This is a genomic window from Sphingosinicella sp. CPCC 101087 (genome assembly GCF_004151485.1).
GTDB lineage: Bacteria > Pseudomonadota > Alphaproteobacteria > Sphingomonadales > Sphingomonadaceae > Allosphingosinicella.
Genome location: NZ_SBFF01000015.1, coordinates 17761 through 40286, shown reverse-complemented (window position 1 = coordinate 40286; position 22526 = coordinate 17761). Strand labels below are relative to the sequence as shown.

Here is a 22526-nt window from a genome sequence, read left to right as displayed (position 1 = left end):
GGGCTTCAATGATTGGCTTGCTGGCTGGCGAGGAGCGCACGCGCCTCCTCGGCAACGCTCTTGTCGATCAGACGAGAGAGCTGCTCGCGGTCTCGAGCCGGCCGGCCCTGTCGCGCCGCCAGCCACGTCTCTTCGCGTACGAGAACGTCGAGCAGGTCGTCGGCGACCGTGCCGGGGAAGGTGTGATGCGGCCAAGCCGATCGAACCAGTTCGACCGGGTAGCCGGTAGTCGCCACGACCATTCCGATCGCCTCGTCCGGAGCGGCCATCACCTGCTGCGATGCCTGCATCAGTCCGGCGACGAAGCGGACGATCTTCACGCGGAGTGTAGGGTCGGCGAGATTCTCGGCCGTGGTGTTGAGATTGAACAATTCGTCATAATCGACGTCGGGCGCGAAGATGATGGCGTCATCGCCGAGCGCGTCGATCGCGCGCTGCATCTCCGGCTCCCAGATCGCCAGCGCGTCGACCTCGCGCTCGATGATGTGGCGCGAAATGTCGCGCGGCCGCGGCAGCGACATGATCTGGACGTCGGCTTGGGTGAGCCCGGCGGAAGCCAGCACGTTGTGGAGATAGAATCCGGCCGAGGTGTCCAGCATCGTCGCAATGCGTTTGCCGCGGAGATCCGCGAGGCTGGATATGCCGGCGGAGCGACGCGCGACGATCCGATAATGGCCGCGCGCGATCGTCAGGATGATTCGGACGTTCGGATGTTCGAGCGAATTCCGGAGAGCCTGCGTTTCCGCATGGGTCGCGACGTCGGCCCGGATCTCACCGGGAGGAGCGAACAGGTTCGGGATCCCGCCGTTGTGGACGGCAGCGCCGCCCGGGTAGATTCGGGCGGCAGCAAAGTGAACGGGCGCCAGCTCGATCGTCTGGTGCATGCCAAAGACGTTCAACGTGTCGGGCTTGGGCTCTGGCTGGGAGGCATGAGCGCATCCGGCTACCGCCATGGCCGCGAGTGCGACGCGCCACCCACCGGCGAATCGACGAACGATTCTGAATTCGGGCAATTTCATCCGCCGCTCTCCCCTCCATGTCGCGAGCCTCTTTTTCCGGTCGATGCTCGACCATCAGCGGGCTGTTCGCCTGTCGGAGCATAGCGAGGCGTCACGGTAGCCGCAAGTTATTATAGCCACATTGAATATGAGCGCGGTCAGAAGCCAACCTTGTCATATGCGCGCCAGGATCCGTAGGTGGCATTAACCGCCCTGAAATTCCGTGATTTGCTATATCCCTCGCGGCGGTTCGCTCTTCCATTATTTCAACACCTGTGCAAATTTAATGATGGAGAGTCCGGAGGCCTGCCATGGCCGAGCCGGAGCGAGGAGGAAATGATGGCCGATGCCAGCACCAGACAGCTCGTCGAATCGATCACCGGGGCATGGCGAACCCGCGCGATCTACGAGAGCGTCCGCTCCGGCCTGATCGATAATCTCGGCTCCGTCCCCCGCAGCGCCGCCGAGGTCGCCGCATCAGCGGAGCTCGACGCCGACACCTCCCGGCGTGTCCTGCGGGCGCTGGCCGTCCTTGGCTTGTGCGAACAAGTCTCCGCGGACGCATTCGTCGCCACCGAGCTGGGAGCGCGGCTCCGCGCCGGCACGCCCGGATCGCTCCGCGGAATGGCCATGCTATGGGGCGACCGAATCTGGAATTCGCTGGAAACGATGGGGGAGACGCTGCGCACCGGCATGCCCGGCTGGGGCAATGGCGATTTCGGCGCCCTTCATGCCGATCCGGCGGAATCGGACGTCTTCAATCGCGCAATGGCCGAGCAGTCCGGCCCGATTGCACGCGCGGTGGCCTGGTCCTGCGACTTTTCGGGCTACGGCTCCGTCATGGACGTCGGCGGCGGTTATGGCGCGGTGCTCATCGAAATTCTGCGCGCCTATCCGGCCCTCAAGGGACTGGTCTACGATCTCGAACCCATCGCCGAGGGTGCGAGGCGGTATCTTGCGGAGGCGGGCGTTGGCGATCGCGCCGATTTCCTCGGCGGGGACTTCTTCCACGAAGTCCCGGCTGGGATGGACTGCATCGTGCTCAAATATGTGCTGCATGATTGGTCCGATGCGGACAGCGAGCGAATCCTCGCGAGCTGCAGAGCCGCGCTCCAGCCCGGCGCAACCCTGATCCTCCTGGAGAGAATCCTCCCGGAGCGAGTCAGCGCCGCGGACGAACCGGTGGTGCGCACCGACCTCGTCATGATGCCGATCAATGGCAAGGAGCGCACGCTGGAGGAATTTCAACGACTGCTCCGGGCGAGCGGGTTCGTCGCGGGGGAAGCCAAGCCCCTGGTGGATGGTTGCTGGGTGATCGAAAGCCGCGCCGTCTAGAATGCATTCAGCCGCCGCCGAATACGATCGCGAGCCGGTGGCGCTTCTGCTTCCGGCCGCGCCACGGCACGCTCGACAGGCGATCGCCACCTGATTTCGTCCTTGCGATTCCCATGCGCCGAATGGCCGCCTGCTGCGACGACCTGCAAACGATAATTCAGCAACCTGGACAATATTTCTCGCATGCGACTGAAGTGCCGCCCTCGGATACGCGCGAATCGAGCATTGGCCAGCGCCGCCCTGCCCACGATCCCGGCAGACAACATCCCGGCGCCCCGCGCAATTCGACTCTTCGTTGCTTCAGGAGAAGATGCGGCGTGACGGGCCGCCGGGACGGCTGAGACGCACGCCAACAGCGCCCTTCTCCTCCGCGCGTCGGCTCGTCGCCATAATCGCACGTATATCGCTATTGTTTTATAGTGTGCTATAAATCTGTTGTCACGACCGGACGATCGGCTTAAGGCGGCAAGGCAGCCGCCGTTGCGGCGAGGATGACAATGACGGGGGAGAAGTTGCTTGGCTGAAGCGCGTCACGTTCGGACAGGTGTGTTCCTGCCTCCCCATCACGGCAATGACGAGGATGTCGCGTTGTGCATGCAGCGCGACTTCGAGCTGGTGGAGTGGCTTGAACACCTGGGCTTTTCGGAAGTCTGGATGGGCGAGCACCATTCGGGCGGCATGCAGATCTATGGATCGCCGGAGCTTTTCATTGCGGCGGCCGCCGAGCGGACGTCGCGGATCAGAATCGGCGCCGGAGTTATCTCCGTCCCCTATCATCATCCCTATATGGTGGCCGACCGGATCGTGCAGCTCGATCATCAGACGCGCGGGCGCGGGATGTTCGGGTTCGGCCCGGGTATGCTGGTGTCCGACGCGGCGATGCTGGGAATCGCGCCCGAGCAGCAGCGGGCGCGGCTGGTCGAAGGCGTGGACGTCATCATCCGCCTCATCGAGGGCGAGGTCGTCACCCATGACAGCGACTGGTTCACGCTGCGCGACGCCAGCCTGCAGCTATCGCCCTACAGCCATCCGCGCCCGCACATGGTGGTCGCCACGTCCAAGACGCCGACCGGATCCCGCCTCGCCGGGCGGTACGGCCTCGGCATCCTTACTCATGGCGGCGGCGACGTGAAGTCGAGCTGGGCGGTCGCGGAAGAAGCCGGGCGCGAGCATGGCAACCAGCTCGATCGCGAGAATCTGCGCGTCGTCGTCTCATTCCATCTTGCCGAAACCCGCGCCGAAGCGGCCAAGGCCGTCGAGTTCGGCCTGGAGCCATGGCTGCGCTATCTCGAGGCGCTCAATCCCAAGAGCTATGCCGAGACCCGCGAGAAGGGCGGAAGCGATGCCGCCAAGCTGATCGCGGCGCGCGGCGGGCTCGTCGGCACGCCGGACGATGCCCTCGCCTTCCTCGAAGAGCTGTGGGAGCGCACGGGTCACTTCGGCTGTCTGCTGATGACCGGCACGAACTGGATGGATTTCGAAGCGACCAAGCGGTCGTACGAGTTGATGGCGCGCTATGTCATGCCTCGCTTCAACCGCGCCAACAGACAGCGCGAGCGCTCGTTCGACTGGGTCTTCGAGAATCGCGAGGAATTCAGCGGCGCCAATCAGGCCGCCATCAACAAGGCGGTAGCGGCGGGCGGGCGGACCTAAGGCTCGCCGCCACCCTCAGCCGGTGGGGGAAAGCCCGGCCGCTGCAATACCGGCCAGAGCGCAGGCCTCGTCATTGTCCGAAGTATCGCCGGTCACCCCTACCGCGCCCAGTATGTTGCCGGTCGCGTTACGGACGATGACGCCGCCCGCCGCCGGCACAACGCCCAACGGCGCGATCGGCCCGAGTGCCGCGATGAAGCTCGGCCTTTCTGCCGCCATCTCGCCGATCGCCCGGCTCGATACGCCGAGCGCCAGCGCGCCGCCGGCCTTGCCCATCGCGATCTGCGGCCGGAGTATCGAGCTAGCATCCTGACGCTGGAAAGCAATCAGGTGGCCGCCAGGGTCGAGCACTGCGACCGAGAGCGGCTTAAGCCCGAGTTCGCCGCCCTTGGCGAAGGTCGCCGCGATGATCCGGTTGGCTTGGTCGAGCGTGATGCGCGTCATGTCAGTCTCCGTTGTGGACAGGATTCGGAAGGGTGAGGGCGGCCGGCCTCGGCCCGCCGCCAGCCCAGTCGAGCAGCTCGACCAGGTGGAGGATCGGGACCCCAATTCCCTCATCGAGCTGGATCATGCAGCCGATATTGCCGGTTACCACCGCGTCGGCCGCCAGAGCCTTGAGATGGCCGATCTTGCGCGCCGCCAGTTGCGCCGCAATGTCCGGCTGGAGGATGTTGTAGCTGCCGGCCGATCCGCAGCACAGATGGGCCTCGGCCGGAATCACGACGCGAAAGCCCGCGCCTTCGAGCAGCGCCTTCGGCTCCGTCCGAACCGCCTGGCCGTGCTGCAGCGAGCAAGGCGCATGATAGGCTATGGTGAGCGGCTCCGGCGCCGAGAGCGGCGGCGCCAGGCGCGCGAGCAGCTCCGACACGTCGAGCGCCATGGCGGAGATTCGCGCCGCCTTCGCCGCATAGGCAGGGTCGCTCCGCAGCAGGAAGCCATAATTCTTGAGCATCGTCCCGCAGCCAGAGGTAGTGACGGCCACGGCTTCGATACCGGACCGGTCGATCGCCGCTGTCCAGGCATCGACATTGCGCCGCGCGGCGTCCAGCCCCGGCTCGGCCCGGCCCATATGGTGGACGAGCGCGCCGCAGCAGCCCTCCCCTTCCGCATCCACGACCTCGCAACCTGCTCGGTGCAGCACCCGTACCGCCGCCGCACGGATCTCCGGCCGCAGCACCGGTTCGGCGCAGCCCCGCAGCAGCGCCACCTTCATCCTGGGCGCGGTGACAGGGGGAGGTCCGACAAAAGCAGCCGTGCGTTTCCGCCGTCCGGCGAGCGTCAGCATCGCCGCGACGGACTTCGTCGCCTCGATGCGCGCCAGAGGCCCGGCCAAGGACCTCGCCAGCCGGGCAAGGCCGAGCGCCGCGCGCATGCGGCGAGGATAGGGCAGGATCGCGGCCAGCGCGCCACGCAGGAATCGCTCCCGCCACGACCGGCGGTGGTGCTGACCGACATAGGCACGGGCATGGTCGATCAAGTGCATATAGTCGACGCCGGACGGGCAGGTCGTCTTGCAGGAAAGGCAGGAAAGGCAGCTATCGATATGCGCCACCGTCTCGGCGCTCGGAACCTGTTCCTCCTCCAACATCCGCTGGATGAGGTAGATCCGGCCGCGCGGGCTCTCGAGCTCGTCGCCGGTGAGGACGTAGGTCGGGCATGTCGCGGTGCAGAAACCGCAATGGACGCAGCTGCGGATCGCCTTTTCGGATGCTGCCGTTTCGGGATCGGCGAGTTGGGCCGGCGTGAACTCAGTGCGCATCGCCGCGGCCTGCAAAGCGCCCGCTGTCGAAAATGCCGAGCGGATCGAAGGCATGCACGACCCGCGCCTCCAGCGCAGCATTGGCCGACGGCAGGGGATGAAAGCTTGGCACGAAACGCCGCATTTCCGCGGGCGCCCGGACAAGCATCGCATGGCCGCCCGCCTGGGAAGCGGCGCTGCGGATCAGGCCCGCATCGTCGAGCGCCGCCCAGATCAGGCCCCCGCCCCAATCGGCCAGCCATGGCGCACCGACGCGGTCCAGCAGATCGGCCACGGTCGGGAACTGAGAAGCCGGGATCAGGATCCGCCAGAGCGGCTTGCCGGACGGCAATCCGCCGAGCGTCAGCAATGTCGCCCACGACTCGGAGGAAGCGGCCTCGACTCCCTCGAACATGCTCTCGAGCAAGCCACAGCGCGCCTCCACCGACGGCGCGAAACCCTCGATCCGTACCAACACGCGCGCCTGCGCGCCCGGGAGATAGGCCACCGCGGCGGCCCCGACGGCGGAACCCAGCACCTGTGCCATGGCACGCGCCGCCCGGGCTGGATCGAGCCCGGGGATCGAACGCGTCGCCGTCTCCGCTGGCGCCGGGAGCACCTTCAGCGACAATTCCGTCAGCGCCGCCAGGCGGCCCCAGCTTCCCGCCATCAGCTTCGGCAAGTCGAAGCCGGTGACATTCTTCACGACCTTGCCGCCCGCGACGAATGACTCACCGCGCCCGGATACGGCGGTGAAGCCGAGCAGATGGTCGCGCGCCGCGCCGGCGCTGATCCGCCGCGAGCCCGCAACGGCGGCCGCCACGACGCCTCCGATCGTCGCATCGCCTTCACCGGCTCCAAAAATAGGGCCATGATCGAACGGCTCGAAAGCCAGCATTTGCCCTTGCTCGGCAAGCACTGCCTGCACCTCGGCCAGCGGCGTTCCCGCCCGAACGGTCAGCACCAGCTCGGCTGGGTCGTAGTCGACGATGCCGCGGAAGCCGCGCATGTCGAGGATAGCCGCATCGCGCTCGGCGCCGACGCCGGCCTTGCTGCCTCCGCCGCGGATTTCGAGCTTCGCGCCGCGCGCCCCGGCTGCGCGCACGGCCTCGGCGAGCTCCTCCACCGTTTCGGGAGCCGCCATCTCCATCAGAAGCGGGGTAGATCGGGAAAGGGGACCGCGCCGTGATGGATATGGATGCGGCCGAGTTCAGCGCAGCGGTGGAGAGTCGGAAAGACCTTGCCTGGATTGAGGAGCTGCTTCGGGTCGAAGGCGAACTTCACGCGCCGCTGCTGGTCGAGATCCGTTTCGCTGAACATTTCCGGCATCAGGTCGCGCTTTTCGACGCCGACGCCATGCTCCCCAGTCAACACGCCGCCGACCTCGACGCAAAGGCGCAATATGTCCGCGCCGAACGCCTCGGCCTTGTCCAGCTCTCCCGGAATGCTTGCGTCGTAAAGAATGAGCGGATGGAGATTGCCGTCGCCGGCGTGGAAGACGTTGGCGACGGCCAGCCCGTAATGTTCCGAAAGTCCGCTGATGCGGGCCAGCACCTCGGGCAGACGGCGGCGCGGAATCGTGCCGTCCATGCAATAATAATCCGGGGACACCCGTCCAACCGCCGGAAAGGCCGCCTTGCGTCCGGCCCAGAAGAGATAGCGCTGCGCCTCGTCGACGGAGACGCGTATTTCGGTCGCGCCGTTGGCGGTCGCGATCCGCTCCACCTCACCGAGCAGATGCGAGCACTCAGCCTCGGGGCCGTCCAGCTCGACGATCAGCAGCGCCTCGACGTCGAGCGGATAGCCGGCGCCGACGAACGCCTCCGCGGCATGAATGGCAATGCGGTCCATCATCTCCATGCCGGCCGGGATGATCCCGCGGCTGATGATCGCGGCGACGCAGGCACCTGCCGCGTCGACGGTCCCAAAGCCGATCAGCAGCGCGCGCGCCGTCTCGGGCTTGCGCAGGATCCGCACCGTCACTTCAGTGACGACGCCGAGCAGTCCTTCCGAGCCGACCAGCAGCCCGAGCAGGTCCAGCCCGGGCGAGTCCAGCGCCGGGCCGCCAAGGCGAACGATCTCGCCGCTCATCAGCACCAGCTCGATCCCGAGCACGTTGTTGGTGGTCAGCCCGTATTTGAGGCAATGCACGCCTCCGGAATTCTCCGCGACGTTGCCGCCGATCGAGCAGGCGATCTGGCTGGAGGGATCGGGCGCATAATAGAAGCCGCGATGCTCGACCGCCTGGGTGACGGCGAGATTGGTCACTCCCGGCTGCACCACCGCGAGCCGGTCCTCATAGTCGATCGACAGGATCCGGTTGAACCGAGCCAGCGAGAGCAGCACGCAATCAGCAAGCGGCAGCGCGCCACCGGACAGCGAAGTGCCCGAGCCGCGCGGGACCACCTTGACGCTCTCGGCATGACACCAAGCAAGGATCCGGGAGACTTCCTCGGCCGTCTGTGGAAGCACCACCAGCATGGGCGGCTGGCGATAGGCGGTAAGGCCGTCGCATTCGTAGGGGCGAAGCTCATCCGGATGATCGATCACCCGCGCGCCGGGCGCGAGCCGGCGAAGCGCCTTGGCGATCTCGACGCTGCGCGCCATGATCGTTCGGTCGGGCTCCGGCATTCTGATCGGCATATCTCCTTATGCCACCCGGGCGTAGCGGCCGTCGACATAGACGAGCGGGTCGATCTCCCCATGCAGACGCACCGCCTCGACGCGGCCGATCACGATCCGGTGAGTGCCATAATCGAGCGCTTGCTCCTGCCGGCAAGCAAAGCTCGCCTGGGCATCTTCGAGCCAGGGCGGCTCGGCGTCCGCTCCGATCCAGCGTCCGCTTGCGAAACGTGCCTCGCCCTTCACCTGCCCGCTGCAGGCAATGGCAAGATCGGCTTGATCGCTATGGAGAATGTTCACGCAGAAGTCCGCGCCCGCCGACAGCGGGGCGCTGAGGCTCGCGGTCCGGTTGACGCAGATCAGCAGCGAGGGCGGGTCCATGCTCAGCTCGCTTACCGCCGTCGCAGCCATGGCGAAGCGGGCGCCTTCATGTCGGCTGGTTATGACGACCACGGCCTTGGCCAATCGCCTGAGGCCGTCGCGCAGCGCCGCACCGAGCTCATTGTCGGCGTTCATCGCGGATCCGCCGCCCGCCTGAAAGCGATCAGTTCGTCGATGGCCGCAATCTTGAGACCGTGGCGCCGTGCGAAATGCTTCAGGTCGCCCAAGCGCGCCATGCTGCCGTCGTCGTTCATGATCTCGCAGATCACACCCGCCGGGGCGAGTCCGGCCAGTGCTGCGATGTCGACGGCGGCTTCGGTGTGGCCGGGCCGCTCCAGCACGCCGTTCGTCCGCGCGACGAGCGGGAAGACATGGCCCGGCGAAACCAAATCTTGAGGACCGGCAGCGGAATCTATCGCGGTCGCGATCGTTCGGGCGCGATCGTGCGCGGAAATGCCGGTGGTCACGCCGCGTGCCGCCTCGATAGACACGGTGAAGGCGGTGCCGTGAGCGGAGCGATTGTCGCGCACCATCGGCGCCAGCCGGAGGCGCTCCGCGCAGGCGGGCGTAATCGCGAGGCAGATAAGCCCGCGAGCGTAGCGCGCCATGAAATTGACCATATCGGCCGAGGCGAACTGGGCGGGGATGACGAGATCGCCCTCATTCTCCCGATCCTCCGAATCGACCAGGATGAATGGCCGCCCGGCGCGCGCTTCGGCCAGGATTTCGCGGATCGAGGAGAGACGCTCGCCCGGATCGGCCCAGGCTTCGCTCAACCCATATTCCAGCGTGTCGGGAACCGGGACGGCACAGGACTCATACAGCATCGGACAGCTCCACGACCGGGATGAGGAGATAGGACGCGCGGTTGCCCCCGGTATAGAGGCGGTGCGTCCCGAGGTTCACCGTGTCCTCGTGCCGCATGTAGAGAAGCGGCTTGGGATGGTTGTAGATGTCCCGGCCTTTCACGATCAGGCGGAGCGTTTCGCCGGCCAGGAAGCGGGTGCCGGAGGGAAGGATCTCGACGTCCACTTCGACCACCTCGCCCGGTGCGAGCTTCTCGTCGCAATCGTTGGCCAGCACCGGCTGATGCTCGGTGGAGCGAGCCGAATCGAGCGCTCTGCGGGAGACGCGCAGCCAGCCGAGTGCGACGGGTCCGTCCTCGAACACGGCCCAATGCGCGAAGCCCTCCTTGCTGCCGTCAGCCCTCAGCTTCTCGACGGCCACGTGAAGGTCGAGGTCGTCGCCCTGATCGGTCGAGACCCAGAGCTTCAGCTTCATATGGCCGACCAGTTCGACTTCTGCTTCGATCGGCAGGTCGAAAACGGCCTCTCCGTTCTGATCGAGCGGATCGTAAGCGGCCTCACCCGCCTCCACCGGCGCCTCGCGAGTGAGGCCGGCACTCGGCGCGTCGAGGTAGAGACGCTCGTACCGTGTTCCCTCGATCGGCCACTGCCGGGCGGGCTTCTGGGTCGCCACGGCATAGCGGTCGCGGACGTGCAGCCTCACCGGCGGCCAGTTGGCGAGGTCCGTGTCCTCACCCTTCAGGAAATGATCAAAGAAGGCCGCCTGCCGCTCGACCGAGGGCGGCTCGTAATAATAAGCCCACTTCTTGCTGCCGTGAATCTCCAGCCACTTGTGCGCCGAGGAAATCCCCTTGAAGCCCTCCAGCGTGCCGCGGGTGTGGACGCCGTGATCGGTCCAGCTCGCGACCACATAAGCAGGCACCTCGATAGCCGCGAAGTCGGCGACCTTGGAGCGCCAATATTCATCGAAATGAGGATGCTCGGCGGTCAGCGCCCAAAGATCCTCGACCCGTTTGTCCGAGACGCCCCAGCGCACCTGGATGTGGGGCCAGAAATAGGTCTCAGGAATGCCGCCGTGGCGCACGATCTCGGTATAGGTGTCGGACCAGCCTTCCCAGATGTTGATCGCGGCGAGGTGCGGCGGCCTCAGCGCCGCCACGCGCCATTGCGCGCTCGACAAATAGGAGACTCCGGAAAGGCCCACCTTGCCGTTACTCCACGGCTGCGTGCCCGCCCACTCGATCAGGTCGTAATGCGCCTCGGCTTCGCGCGGGCTGAAATAGCCGGCGTCGGTCTCCGCGTGCCAGGTGCCTGGGGTGTCGGCGGTAATCACCGAATAGCCGCGCGCCGTCCAGTAGACCGGATCGGGCGCCTCGAAGATCGTATGATCGGACATCCAGCCTTGCTGGACGCCCGAGGCGGGATACAGCGTGGCGAGCGGGGCCGGGTCGTGCTTGCCGTAAGGCGTCCAGGCGACGAGTACCGGCGTCTCGAGCCTGTCATTGGCCGGCCGGAAGAGATCGATCCATATATCGAAGCCGAAGCGGGTCGGAACGCGCAGGTCACGCTCGATCACCATGTCGCCGTCCACGATCCGCTCGTAGCGCCGCGCCCGCGCGCCGCGGAATTCCGGCGTGTTCAGCGGCGCCCGCAACCTTTCTAGAAACCCTTCGCCCATACTCTGTCCCTTCGGCCCGTGCGGCCAATCTGCCCGATCTTCTAGCCGAGGTCACACCTTAATTCAATGCTGTTATAATTATTACTGCATGAAATAAAATCGTGCGGCGGCCTTATGAATGCGACCGCGCAGGCCGGCGTCGGGCACCAGCGCCTCGAAGCGTGCAAGCGTCTGCTCATAGGTGACTTCGCCCTCGAAGGCGGCGAACGGCCAATCGCTGCCCCAGAACAGCCGCTCGGGACCAGCATGGCGAAGCAGGGCGGCCGTGAGATCGCGCACCAAGGCGTCCGGCCCGACCCGGAAATCCGCTGACAGCTTGACCCACGTCCGGCCTCGTTCCACGGCGCGCAGCACGGCCTGGAAGCCCGGGCAGTTCACTCCGAGCGCGGCGTCGGGCCTGCCGAAATGATCGATGACGAGCGACGCGCCGCTCCGCTCGATCTTCTCGATCGCTGCCGGGAGGCGCGCTCCGTTGTCATGAAGCTGCACGTGCCAGCCCAGGTCAGCGACGGTGCGGAGCAACTTGCGCCAGGGGGGAGAGTCGAGATCGGGCGGCGCCGGAGTACTGCGCCACTGCAGGCGCAGGCCGACAGCCCCGGCGGCGGCCATTTCGCGAAGGCGCGAAACGTCGGTCGCCGGATCGACGATCACGGTCGTCCGCAAGTTCGGCCGAGCGGCCGTAGCCGCGAGCGCATAGTCGTTATAATCGCCGAACAGGCTGGCAGCGGCGAGGACGGCGCGGCCTATGCCGGCCCGGCCGAGGCAGGAGAGATAATCCTCCAGCGGCGCCTCGCGGGTTGGACGGTGCCAGGCATCCGCTGCAAGGGGCATCCCCGCATGAAAGATATGCGCATGGGTGTCGATGCGCGGAACAGGAATGTCCGAGTCAGCCACGACCATGCTTTCGCGCTGGTCAACATTTATAGCAAGGGTGAATAATAGGCCCGGCCGAAGGCCACCGCGCATTGCCGAGCTACCGGCGAAAAGCTAGTGTGCGACGCACATCCGGGCGTCCATGGCCGGACGGCGGCAGTAATTCAGTCCGCCATGAAACTGGGATGAAGAGCAGGTGACGCAGGACAAGGATTCGACCGAGCAGAAGGCGACCGCGGCGCGCAAGCCGCCGACGCGATCGGGAAAGGCGGCGCGCGCGATCGGCCGGCCGACCGGAAAGCGGCGGATCGGCAAGGAGCTGCTGATCGAGAAGACCGCCGAGCTTCTGCGCACAGTTCCGCCGGAGAAACTGTCCCTGTCCCTGGCGGCGCGGCACGCACGCGTGCACCTCACCTTGTTCAAATATTATTTCCAGGATCGCACGCGCCTTCTGGTCGATGTCGCGCGCACCCTCTCGAAGGAGATTGGCGAACGCGTCGCCGCGATCGAGAGCGATACGAAGTCCGCGCCCGAACGTCTCGCAATCCGCATCGATGCGATGGTCGATTTCTTCCTGATCAATCCCTTCTATCACCGATTGATGGTCGAGATCATTGGCGACGAGACCGATCCCCTCGCCAGCGAGCTGATCAGCGTGTGGATGTCGAAGACGCTCGATATCTACCGCTCGATCATCGATGCAGGCGTCGCAGAGGGGTCGCTCAAGCCCGTCGACCCCTATTTCACGTTCCTCGCCATCATGGGCCTGTGCGAGAAATTTCAGCACGCGTCGAAGCTGATCGACAGGGGGCAGGCCCCTTCGGGCGAGACGCCCGAGCAGGCGGCGGCCCGCTACAAGGGGTTCGTCATCGACATGATCCTCGAAGGCGTCGGTGCATCTCCCGAGGCCACGGCCCGCAGGGCCAGACGGGTTGTCAACGTCTGAGGCCTGAGCGGAAGCGCGGCAGCCGCAGTGCCCGCCGACATCCGCTCACCCATGAATTATAGGTGGATATAAAATTATTTCCGAAGTGCTTGGATCATGCTACGCAGGCCGGCGCAACGGGAGAGTCGCATGTCTGAAGCTGAAACTCGGGTGACTGGCGCGGTGCTGCCACGCCCGCCTTATGCCGGCCGCGAATATGGCAAGGACCATGACGGTACCTATCTGAAGAACTGGAATCCGCTGATGCTGGCGGAGGAGCTTCCGGAAGGAAAGATCGTCGGCCGGGATTTCCTCGGCACGCGGGTGATCGTCTACCGGGGTGCCGACGGCAGCCCGGTCGTGCAGAGCGCTTATTGTCCCCATGTCGGCGCCGACCTTTCCGAGGGCTGCCTGGTCGACGGCGCAGTGCGCTGCGCCTATCATCATTGGCGGTTCGCGCCCGACGGCCGATGCGTCGACATTCCGGGCGAAACTCACATTCCCCGCGCGGTCCGCATCTATTCCTATCCCGCCGCCGAGCGCTGGGGCCTCATCTGGGCGTTCAACGGCGAGGAGCCGCTCTTCGGCCTGCCCGAATTCCCCAACATTGCCGAGGAGGACGTCTACTACCGCACGTTCCATCGCGGAGTTCGTCCGATCGAAGGCTGGATCGGATCGTCTAACCTCGTCGATTTCCAGCATCTCAAGACGGTGCACAACATTCCCGACCCCCACCCCACGAAGGTCGATTTCGGCGATTATCTCATCGTCGTCCGGCAGGAATCGGATGCCCGCATCGCCGATACCCAGCTTTATGGCGGCACCTGGCTGACGGCCCGCACCGAGCTGGCCGACGGAACGGAGCGATTCTTCATGGCGGGCAGCTCACAGGTCGCACCAGGCTGGTCGGATGCCTATTTCGTGGTCGCGATGCGCCGGTCGCAGGCCGAGGAGCTCGGGCCGGAGGGGGCTGCGGCCGAGCTGCAGAAGCGCGTCGACTATGTGCACAAGCTCTATGCGGAGGACGAGCCGATCCTCTTCTCGCTGCGCTTTCGCGGCTACGGCAAGAGCGCGCTGATCCGCACCGACAAATATTTCGGCCAGTTCCTGCGTTACATCGAGCGCTACCCGCGATCGGCTCCATTCGATGTCTGAGGCCGCGGGCAAGGTCGCCCTCGTCACCGGTGCCAACAAGGGCATCGGCTACGCGACTGCCGAGAGCCTCGCCCGGGCAGGCGCCACCGTCCTGCTCGGCGCGCGCAATGCGCAAGCCGGCATGACCGCGGCAGCGAAGCTCGCAAGCGCGGGACTGGATGTCCATTTCCTGCCGATCGACGTGACCGACCGCAAGAGCATCGAGGCCGCCGCCGACCGGATCGCCGAGGACTGGGGTAGGCTCGACATCCTGATCAACAATGCGGCGGTCTCGCCCGAGCATGGCGTACCCCCGAGCGCGGCCGATCCCGACCTGCTGCGTCTGACGTACGAGACCAACGTGTTTGGCCTGGTCGCGACAACCCAGGCGATGCTGCCATTGCTGCGCGCCGCAGCAGCGGGGCGGATCGTCAACATGTCGACGGGGCTCGCCTCGCTGAAGCTCACCAGCGGGCGCGACGCCCCTTTCGCCTTCAGCCGGCTGCTGGCCTACAATTCGTCGAAGACGGCGGTGAACGCCGTCACCGTCCAGTTCGCCAACGAACTGCTCGACACGCCGATCAAGGTCAACGCCGCCAATCCTGGCCTGTGCGCGACCGACCTTTCCAACGGCAAGGGGCGGCCGCCCAGCGAGGGCGCGGCCGTTGCCGTCGGCCTGGCTCTCCTTGGCGAAGACGGCCCGACCGGAGGCCTCTACGGAGATTCAGGGCAGGTTCCTTGGTAGCTCGGTCGCGGCGGCACTAGCCCATCGGAGGGCGCCCAAGCCCTCCCCCACCCGCCCCCAAGTTCGAAGATCCTCTCCGGCATCGGCGCGCGTCGACGGCCCGGGCACGGGGCGCTATGCCATCCCTCCGCGAAACGGTCGATCGGGTCGGGTGCACCGTATCGTTGTGGGAATCGGGTCGAGCGCCGATACGGCACACCGGCCGTTCCGTCGCCATCGCGAAGACGCTCAAGGGTCCTCCCAGCACGACGAGCTCCATTGGCGTGGCCCGATGCCCTATTCGGCCGCGGCGGGCGCCGGTTGCCTCGAGACCGGGGCCGCGACGGCCGCCTCTCCCGCCTTCAAGCGATGGAAGATCAGCATCGCGAGCGCCGCCAGAAGCAGGGGAGCCGCGATTGCCGTATAGATTTCCCAAGCGCCCCAGCCCGCCGCCAGCATCGCACCACCCAGGCCCGGCCCGATCATAGACGTGACCCGGCCGATTCCGCCGGCCCAGCCGATTCCGGTCGAGCGCATCGACGTCGGATAGGAAGAGGCGACCAACGAATTGAGCCCGGCCTGTGCGCCGATCACCAGCAGCCCGAACGAGAAGCCGAGCACCCACCCGAGCCAGTTGAACTGCGCGACCAGAGCCAGCATCGTCATGGCGACGAAGCCGGCCAACAAGGTGAGCATCAGTGAGAAGGGCATCCCGAGCCGCTTCATCATCCAGGTCAGCATCACGGGTCCCACCATCGCGCCGAAGGCCGAGACGGCGGACATGCGGGTTGCGGTCGAGGTTTCGATCCCGCCCAGCACATGGAGGAAGGTAGGCTTCCACGCGGACAAGGTGGCGACGGCGCAGAGGGCGGAGCCCATCGCCATCCAGAGCAGCAGCGTCATGGGCGCGCGGCCGTCGCGAAACAGACCCGGGAGCGGCAGTCCTGCGCCCTTCACCTCAGCCGTCGTGAAGCGCGTCCCCGGCGCGAAGGTGAAGTTCGGATCGACCCGGCGCAGGATCTCGCCGATCCTGGGATCCTCGGGATTGCGGACCAGCAGGAAGCGGCAGGATTCCGGCAGATGCAGCCAGAGAAAGGGAATGAACGCGAGAAGCAGTACGCCGCCTACCCAGAAGGCCAGTTGCCAGCTGTGCCATGCGACGAAGGTCGGGCCGAACAGGCCGGCTGCGGACGCGCCTAGGCCATGCGCGATGAACATCCAGGTGAGGAGCCGCCCACGCCGCGATTCCGGCATGAACTCGGCGACCAGTGCGATGATGTTCGGCATCGTGCCGCCGAGCGACATGAAGGCGAAGAATCGGACGATCACAAAGGAATTGAGGTCCGTGGCCAGCGTCGACAGCAGCGTCAATATGCCGAACATGGCCGAACCGGCGATGATGAGGTTCCGGCGGCCGACGCGGTCGGCGACGAGGGGAATGGTGTAGAAGCCGACCGCCATCCCGGCCGCCTGAGCGGTAAAGACGAAGGCCATGGAGGGGATCGGAATGTCTAGGCCCCGCGCGATCACCGGCGCCAGATTGGCGACAACGTAGGCGTCATAGCCTTCGAGCGCCATCAGCAAGCCGCACACCGTGTAGAGGCTCCAGCGATAGGCACCCATGGCCGGCCGATCGAGTACCGGATCGATCGACTGCTGCTCCGCGCTCACATCGCCCCTCCTGCTGACAGTCCACTTCGATGGTGGCTTGCCTTCCGCTAGCATGGCCCTGACCGCGCGACAATATTATTCTACGCCGCTTTAATTAGATCCAGCCGTTCGCCGCGACGCGCTTCGCATTGAGCTCGCGATCGCTTTCCTCGAGCCGAAGCAGCAGATCTGCGCCGATCGGACTCTCGATCACACCATCGCCTTTAAAGCGACGGCGGGGTCGGCGAGCCTCGCCGGATCGACCGTAGCACGTACCTCCACGAGCTTCCGTCCCTGGACATAGTCGCGGGTCGCGTTGACGCAGTCGAGCGCTATCACTCGGTTCTGCTTCAGGTAGACGATCGAGAAGCTGCGAGAAGCGGGCTCGCCGCGCAGGACGGTTCCGTCGTGGCCGGCCGACAGGCCCACCGTCTGTAGCCGTAGGTCGTACTGGTTCGACCAGAACCAGGGCACGGCCCGATAGGGGGAATCGTGCCCGACAATGTGTCGCGCAGCGGTGGCCGCCATGTCGTTGGCATTCTGGACCGACTCGAGGCGAACCGTCGCGCCGTCGGCGAAGCGGCTGACATGAGCGGCACAGTCGCCGATCGCGTAGACGTCGGACAGAGTCGTACGGCAATATTCGTCGACCGCGACGCCGTTTCCGTTGGCGGCGCCCGCCTCGACCAGAGGCTCGACCGCCGGAATGACGCCGATGCCGACAATCACCATGTCCGCCGGCAGCTGCGCACCGTCGGCGGTGCGCACCCCCGTCACCCGGCCATCCCTGCCGTCGATGCAGGCGACGGTGACGCCGGTCCTCAGGTCTACGCCGTGCGCGCGGTGCTCCGCTTCGTAGAATCGTGACAGTGTCTCGCCGGCGACCCGCGCGAGTACCCTGTCGAGAGCCTCGAGGAGGAGGACGCGCTTGCCGAGCTTGATCAGCACGGCGGCCGCTTCCAGACCGATATAGCCGCCGCCGACGATCACGACCTGATCCACCGAGTCGAGCTTCGCCATCATCGCGTCGACGTCTCTGCGCGTGCGGACGAAATGGACGCCCTCGAGATCGTGGCCGGGACAGGCAAGGCGACGCGGACGCCCTCCCGTGGCCCAGAGAAGCTTGCCGTATCCGAGGGTGGCGCCGTCCTCGAACGCAACCGCGCGGGCTCCCGGATCCACGGCCGTTACCCGCCGGCCGAGCATCAGCCCGATGGCGCGATCGGGCCAGAATGTCTCCGGCCGCATCATGATGCGCTCGAAAGGCTTCTCGCCGGCGAGATATTCTTTGGACAATGGCGGGCGCTCGTACGGGAATTCCCGCTCGTCGCTGATCAGGGCGATCGATCCCTCGAACTTCTGTTGCCGCAGCATGATCGCCGCCTGCGCCCCGCCATGTCCTGCGCCGACGATCGCGATGTCCACCCCGTCGCGCCTCATGCGTCCACTCGCGCGCGTGAGAAGACAAGTGCGCCGGTTTCGTAGAGGACCTGGTTCCTCTCGGCCGCGCTGAGGCCGGCCGTGGCCCCGATCGCATCCGCCACCATCCCTTCGTAAGGACGCAGCGTGTTGCCGAAGTCGGAGCCCCACATCAGGCGATCCGCACCGAAGAGGTCGACCGCTCGGCGCAGGAAGGCGCTGGTCGAAAACCCCGTCTCCACCAGCTGGCCGATATTGATCGACGTCCACTTGAACAGGACGTTCGCAAACGGCCGAAGCGCGGCATGCAGCGAGGAAAGCCCGTCCTGGCCATCGGGATCGGTCCAGCCGAGATGTTCGAAGATGATCGTCGCGCCGGGAAAGCGGGTGGCCAACCCGGCAATGCTTCGGAAGGCGGCCGCCGCCGGACGCGGCGGAAGATAGGTGATCCCGACGGGCAATCCGGTCCGTTCGGCCAGCCTCCAGATGCGAAGCGCATGGCCCGAGTCCAGCCACGGATAGGCTCCCGCTTCATCGGCGAAGCCGGTCAGCCGCAACGCGCTGACCCTTCGCTCCCGCACCGCGGCCTCGACGACGGCCGGCGCGTCCGGATCGCGCGCATTGACGATGATCTCCGCTGCGATCAGGTCGGGGTAGCTGTCGGCGAGGTCGAGCACGTATCGGTTATCGGCCTTATAGGCGCCGTTATACTGGACGCCGGCGCCGGCCTGCACGCCGTTCTCACGCCATAGCGGAAATACCCGCTCCGGTGTGCCGGGATCGCGCATGACCCGGCGGCGCATGATCTCCTCCGGCTCCCGCGAATTCCGCATGTCCATCGGATAGCGCGCTTGGTCGTTGGTGAAGAAGTGGATGTGCGCGTCGAACAGCCTGGGACGAGCGTCATTAGGTGCCCGGCGCGCCGGGTGCAGCGGCGCTGCGAAAGCCGCGCCGTGCGAAATCAGTCCGCCTGCAGTCAGTGCGGCGACGAAGTGGCGACGATTCATATTCCACCTGCAATCTGGCTAACCGGGTTTCCGCTCGGGAGCCGAGCGACGCGCCTCCGATCGGTGGCGCGATCGCCATGGCTGCCGCGCAGGCGCGCGGTCCGGAGCCTCGGCGACGAAGCTCCGGGCGATGGCGGATGGCTAAGCTCGCGCCCCGACACGGTCGCCGACCTAGAACTGCAGATTGACGCCCACCTGGAAGGCACGCCCAATCTTGTCATAGTAGACGCCATTCGTCGGCGCGATGAAGACCGGATACGGCACGACAGGCGGGTCGGTATCGAACAGATTGTTCACGGAGAAGGTAAGCTGGACGTCCGGCGTGATGTTGAGGGTGGAATAGAGGTTCGCATAAGCGATCGCGGGCACGTCGTTGTCGTTGATCGTCAAGGCGGGCGCCGTGTTGTAGCTATTGTCGATCGTGCCGGCGCTGATGAAAATGACCTGACCGGTCACCGAGAAAAGATCGTTCATGTAGGTGAGCGACGCATTACCGCGGAAGCGCGGCATCGCGCCGGCATTGGCCTGGCCATTCTCGCCCGCCCGATCGATGTCGACGCTGCCCGGTGCGCCGCTGTTCACGTAGGAGTGGAACACATAGGTGCCGCTCAGCGCCGCGTTGATCGAGGCGCCGCTGTCGAGCCGAAGCGTGTAGTTCAGGACGGCGTCGATGCCGTCCGTGCGGAGCGAGCCGATATTGAGCTGGGGCGCAGTGACACGTATCGGAGCGCCCGCCGCGTTGAACGTGATATAGTTGCAGAACTGCGTCTGGCCGAGCGTGCACAAGGAACCGATGGTGCCGGCCGAGATGCTGGTGATCGCATCGCTGAGATCGATATCGTAATAATCGATCGACGCCCGCAGATTGGGGATGCCGACCGGCTCGATGACCAGTCCGGCAGTGAAGGTGTCGCCCTTCTCGGGATTGAGATCGGGATTGCCGACCGTGACATTCTGCGGAACCCGCGCCGAGACTCCATTGACAGTTATGAGGTTCACTAGCACGGATCCGGGACCGTAGAGCTCGTAAATGGCGGGTGCGCGTATGTCGCGCGAGCGGGTGACCCGCAGGCGAAGTCCCTCGACGGGCTCATAGACGGCGCCGACTTTCCAGTTCGTCTGACCCCCGACCGTGCTGTATTCGGCGTAGCGTATCGCACCGTTGACATCGAGCGCGTGGGCGAAAGGGAGGTCCCGGGCCAGCGGGACGATCGCTTCGAAATAGCCTTCGGTCACGTCGAAGGCGCCGCGGAACGTGCCGACATTGCCGACCAGCGCGAAGCCGCCATTGGCAGAAATCGGATCGGCCACGACGCGCTGCGTCTCACGGCGATATTCGCCGCCGAACGCGATCGAAACCGGCCCCGCCCAGGTGGCGAACGGCTCCCCCCGGACGTTCAGCGCCGCCGTGTCCTGAGTATAAAGCGAGGTGCTCCAGCCGGAGCCGTTGACATAGGCCTGCGCGTCGGGGCTGGCCGAATTCGGACCGAAAGGATTGATCGGCACGCATCCCGCGGCATTAGCGTTGAACGCCGGTCCGGGCAGCGTGGCCCGACAGACGATCTGCCCGGTAGACGGGTCGACGACCGAGTCCACGGCGAAGGCGATGTTGGTACCGACCAGGTTGTTCGAGACCTCATTGCGGAAACGGTTCTCGCCCCACGAATAATGCCCGTCATAATGCCATGAACCGCCGAGTGCGCCTTCGACACCCAGCATGAAATGGGGTGTGCTGTTCGAGGCTTCGAATCGGGCGTTGCCCATGTCGTAGAAGGTTTTTGCCATCATGAAGCTGGTCAGGCCCTGCGCGTCCATCGCCGCCCCCGCCGCGGCCGGAAGAAAGGCGTTGTCGCGAGCGATGGCCACCGAATTGAAGCGGGCGATGCCGCCGCTGAGAACGCCCCGCGTCTCCGCATAGCCGCCTTCGACGATCGCGGTCAGGGCTTCGGAGGCCTCATATTCGAGCCGCGCATAGGAGGTGAAGCGCCGGACCGGCGGCACGAGGCTCACGCCGACGGTCGAAGTCCGCCCCTCGCCGCCGATCTGGTAGGTGCCATTGTTGAGGGACCCGGCGTCGAACGGCCGTACCGAGCCATCGTCATTGAAGGTGAATCCTCGCAATGAGAAGTTCGCCGGCCCGAGGATCACGCCGCCGGCGCCGACATTGTTGTGAACGTTCGGAGCGAGGATGTTCGCCGGCAGTCCGTTCGTCGCGAAGGCACCGTTCGATACGATCATCCACTCTTCGCGACCCCAGTCGCGAGCGTAAATGTCGTCGACCCCGTCGGAGTCGTTATACTCGAGGCTGGCCACGAAGTGGGCGCGATCGCCGGCGAAGCTGAAGCCGCCGATCGCGCCGATCCGGTAGTTGAAATTGTCGCCGGCCTCCGCAATCCCCGCCTGGGCCGTCAGGCGAATGCCGTCCATTCGCCGACGCAGCAGCACGTTCACGACGCCCGAGACGGCGTCGGAGCCATATTGCGCCGACGCGCCGCCGGTGACGATCTCCACCCGATCGATCATCAGCGTAGGAATGACGTTGAGGTCGGTCGTGACCGGTGCGCTGGCATTGACCGACGGCGCCGACGGAACGACGCGCGATCCATTGACGAGGACGAGCGTGCGTTGCGGGCCAAGACCCCTCAGGTCGGCCGCAGCCTGCCCCGGATTCGAGAAGTTGACGGCATTGGCTCCCGGCGAGCGGGTCGCGCGGAAGGCGGGCACCTGATAGAGTACCTGGGCGATCGTGGCCGCCGACTGGCGATCCACCAGATCGCTGCCCACGACGACCGTGGGCGACGGAGCCGAGAAGCCGTTGACCGCTGCGCGCGAGCCGGTGATGATGATATCGCCTTCGATTTGCCGGCCCGCCTGCACGGCGTCGGACGAACCCCCGATCGGCACCGCCATTTCCGCCGCTTCGTTCTCCGGCCCCTGATCCCCCGGGGCGACCTGCGCCGCCGCCGGCGAGGCGACCGCCAGTCCCCCCGTGAACGAAGCCGCCGTCAGCATGAGCGCGAGTCGCAGGGCTTTCACGTGAACGCGCACAGTTCCGCGATTGGCATATGGCATTGAATTGACCTCTCCCCCGGGCGCTTATCTGCGCTTTCGAAGCCGCGTGACCGCGTCATCTCGCCGTCAGCCGCCTTTCTCTTTCAATACAGCAGGTCCTGGATTTCACCACTTGATTGAATTCGATCTCCTCAGCGGCTGCCGAGGGGGAATACCCGGACATGCAGCCCCCTTCTCCGGAGCCGGTCGCACTGATAGCAGCTTTGGAGCAGAATTCCAGACATATTCAAGTGTGGTATAAATATTGGACTGACGATTATGGCAGCGTATGTCCGCGCTCGCGAGCCGCGCCGAAGCAGCGCGAAGCTCGCGTCCGTCCTCCGTATCCGCGCCCTGTCCATCGCCTGCGCCGGACGCCGCGCCACGCCACCCTCAGCGCATTCCCCCGCCGATTCGAAGATGTGCGCGACAATTTTTGGGGCAGAACCGGCAGGTGGAATGTTCTGGGGCGACCCCGGCGCGGTCCGCCGCTTAGACCGCGGGATGGGGCTTGGGGCGGGCACAGCCATGA

At 65.8% G+C, this 22526-nt stretch carries 17 protein-coding genes and 1 pseudogene; 5 read left to right on the top strand and 13 right to left on the bottom strand.

What is annotated here, in order from left to right:
* Positions 1-5 precede the first annotated feature (5 nt).
* On the bottom strand, positions 6-1019 hold the full coding sequence (locus EKM57_RS20455; RefSeq protein ID WP_129794395.1) for an ABC transporter substrate-binding protein: 1014 nt from the start codon (positions 1017-1019) through the stop codon (positions 6-8).
* A gap of 318 nt (positions 1020-1337) precedes the next feature.
* Here EKM57_RS20455 and EKM57_RS20450 point away from each other — a divergent pair, with 318 nt between their 5' ends.
* Together EKM57_RS20450 and EKM57_RS20445 are read left to right on the top strand one after the other, a co-directional pair.
* Positions 1338-2333, top strand: coding sequence for a methyltransferase (locus tag EKM57_RS20450; RefSeq protein ID WP_206185520.1), 996 nt, complete (start codon positions 1338-1340; stop codon positions 2331-2333).
* A 516-nt stretch (positions 2334-2849) separates the two neighbouring features.
* Positions 2850-3986 carry an LLM class flavin-dependent oxidoreductase gene (locus EKM57_RS20445; protein ID WP_129794393.1) on the top strand — a complete coding sequence of 379 codons (1137 nt, stop codon included), beginning with the start codon at positions 2850-2852 and terminating at the stop codon, positions 3984-3986.
* Positions 3987-4001: 15 nt separating this feature from the next.
* Here the strand turns inward: EKM57_RS20445 and EKM57_RS20440 are convergent, their stop codons facing one another.
* From EKM57_RS20440 to EKM57_RS20405, 8 genes and pseudogenes are all read right to left on the bottom strand, one after another.
* The gene (locus tag EKM57_RS20440; RefSeq protein ID WP_129794392.1) at positions 4002-4430 is read right to left on the bottom strand and encodes a heme-binding protein; all 429 of its coding nucleotides are present in this window, start codon (positions 4428-4430) and stop codon (positions 4002-4004) included.
* A 1-nt stretch (position 4431) separates the two neighbouring features.
* Complete coding sequence (glcF, locus tag EKM57_RS20435) at positions 4432-5745, bottom strand: glycolate oxidase subunit GlcF (protein ID WP_129794391.1); 1314 nt, start codon at positions 5743-5745, stop codon at positions 4432-4434.
* Entirely contained in the window at positions 5735-6868 is a 1134-nt protein-coding gene (gene glcE / locus EKM57_RS20430) for a glycolate oxidase subunit GlcE (RefSeq protein ID WP_243451169.1), read from the bottom strand. The genes glcF and glcE overlap by 11 nt, the downstream gene beginning before the upstream one ends.
* Positions 6869-6873: 5 nt before the next feature.
* Positions 6874-8367 (bottom strand): FAD-linked oxidase C-terminal domain-containing protein, encoded by a 1494-nt coding sequence (locus EKM57_RS20425; protein ID WP_129794389.1) that lies wholly within the window; start codon positions 8365-8367, stop codon positions 6874-6876.
* 6 nt (positions 8368-8373) lie between these two features.
* Positions 8374-8862, bottom strand: a complete 489-nt coding sequence (locus tag EKM57_RS20420; protein ID WP_129794388.1) for a flavin reductase family protein — start codon at positions 8860-8862, stop codon at positions 8374-8376.
* A gap of 5 nt (positions 8863-8867) precedes the next feature.
* A pseudogene (gene ribB, locus EKM57_RS20415) lies at positions 8868-9554 on the bottom strand (3,4-dihydroxy-2-butanone-4-phosphate synthase); the annotation flags it as partial.
* On the bottom strand, positions 9544-11211 hold the full coding sequence (locus EKM57_RS20410) for a CocE/NonD family hydrolase (protein ID WP_129794386.1): 1668 nt from the start codon (positions 11209-11211) through the stop codon (positions 9544-9546). The pseudogene ribB and the gene EKM57_RS20410, both read right to left, overlap by 11 nt.
* An 81-nt stretch (positions 11212-11292) precedes the next feature.
* Positions 11293-12105 carry an amidohydrolase gene (locus EKM57_RS20405; protein WP_165357582.1) on the bottom strand — a complete coding sequence of 271 codons (813 nt, stop codon included), beginning with the start codon at positions 12103-12105 and terminating at the stop codon, positions 11293-11295.
* Between the two features lie 175 nt (positions 12106-12280).
* On the opposite strand from EKM57_RS20405, the gene EKM57_RS20400 reads away from it, so the two are divergent.
* From EKM57_RS20400 to EKM57_RS20390, 3 genes are all read left to right on the top strand, one after another.
* Complete coding sequence (locus EKM57_RS20400; protein WP_129794384.1) at positions 12281-13030, top strand: hypothetical protein; 750 nt, start codon at positions 12281-12283, stop codon at positions 13028-13030.
* A 129-nt stretch (positions 13031-13159) separates the two neighbouring features.
* Positions 13160-14164, top strand: a complete 1005-nt coding sequence (locus EKM57_RS20395; protein ID WP_165357581.1) for a Rieske 2Fe-2S domain-containing protein — start codon at positions 13160-13162, stop codon at positions 14162-14164.
* Complete coding sequence (locus tag EKM57_RS20390) at positions 14157-14888, top strand: SDR family oxidoreductase (protein ID WP_129794382.1); 732 nt, start codon at positions 14157-14159, stop codon at positions 14886-14888. The genes EKM57_RS20395 and EKM57_RS20390 overlap by 8 nt, the downstream gene beginning before the upstream one ends.
* Before the next feature lie 276 nt (positions 14889-15164).
* Here EKM57_RS20390 and EKM57_RS20385 read toward each other — a convergent pair whose 3' ends face one another.
* The 4 genes from EKM57_RS20385 to EKM57_RS20370 form a co-directional block, all read right to left on the bottom strand.
* Positions 15165-16538, bottom strand: coding sequence for an MFS transporter (locus tag EKM57_RS20385; RefSeq protein ID WP_165357580.1), 1374 nt, complete (start codon positions 16536-16538; stop codon positions 15165-15167).
* Positions 16539-16727: 189 nt separating this feature from the next.
* The gene (locus EKM57_RS20380) at positions 16728-17957 is read right to left on the bottom strand and encodes an NAD(P)/FAD-dependent oxidoreductase (protein WP_129794380.1); all 1230 of its coding nucleotides are present in this window, start codon (positions 17955-17957) and stop codon (positions 16728-16730) included.
* On the bottom strand, positions 17954-18943 hold the full coding sequence (locus EKM57_RS20375; RefSeq protein WP_129794379.1) for an amidohydrolase: 990 nt from the start codon (positions 18941-18943) through the stop codon (positions 17954-17956). The genes EKM57_RS20380 and EKM57_RS20375 overlap by 4 nt, the downstream gene beginning before the upstream one ends.
* A 171-nt stretch (positions 18944-19114) precedes the next feature.
* A complete protein-coding gene (locus tag EKM57_RS20370; RefSeq protein WP_243451168.1) occupies positions 19115-21979 on the bottom strand; it encodes a TonB-dependent receptor domain-containing protein in 2865 nt (954 codons plus the stop codon).
* Positions 21980-22526: the final 547 nt, after the last annotated feature.

Coding starts and splice junctions, on each gene's coding strand:
- glcE (WP_243451169.1), bottom strand. CDS start 6,868: ATGGCGGCTCCCGAAACGGTGGAGGAGCTCGCCGAGGCCGTGCGCGCA.
- EKM57_RS20410 (WP_129794386.1), bottom strand. CDS start 11,211: ATGGGCGAAGGGTTTCTAGAAAGGTTGCGGGCGCCGCTGAACACGCCG.
- EKM57_RS20380 (WP_129794380.1), bottom strand. CDS start 17,957: ATGAGGCGCGACGGGGTGGACATCGCGATCGTCGGCGCAGGACATGGC.
- EKM57_RS20390 (WP_129794382.1), top strand. CDS start 14,157: ATGTCTGAGGCCGCGGGCAAGGTCGCCCTCGTCACCGGTGCCAACAAG.
- EKM57_RS20425 (WP_129794389.1), bottom strand. CDS start 8,367: ATGCCGATCAGAATGCCGGAGCCCGACCGAACGATCATGGCGCGCAGC.
- glcF (WP_129794391.1), bottom strand. CDS start 5,745: ATGCGCACTGAGTTCACGCCGGCCCAACTCGCCGATCCCGAAACGGCA.
- EKM57_RS20450 (WP_206185520.1), top strand. CDS start 1,338: ATGGCCGATGCCAGCACCAGACAGCTCGTCGAATCGATCACCGGGGCA.
- EKM57_RS20375 (WP_129794379.1), bottom strand. CDS start 18,943: ATGAATCGTCGCCACTTCGTCGCCGCACTGACTGCAGGCGGACTGATT.
- EKM57_RS20420 (WP_129794388.1), bottom strand. CDS start 8,862: ATGAACGCCGACAATGAGCTCGGTGCGGCGCTGCGCGACGGCCTCAGG.
- EKM57_RS20395 (WP_165357581.1), top strand. CDS start 13,160: ATGTCTGAAGCTGAAACTCGGGTGACTGGCGCGGTGCTGCCACGCCCG.
- EKM57_RS20455 (WP_129794395.1), bottom strand. CDS start 1,019: ATGAAATTGCCCGAATTCAGAATCGTTCGTCGATTCGCCGGTGGGTGG.
- EKM57_RS20440 (WP_129794392.1), bottom strand. CDS start 4,430: ATGACGCGCATCACGCTCGACCAAGCCAACCGGATCATCGCGGCGACC.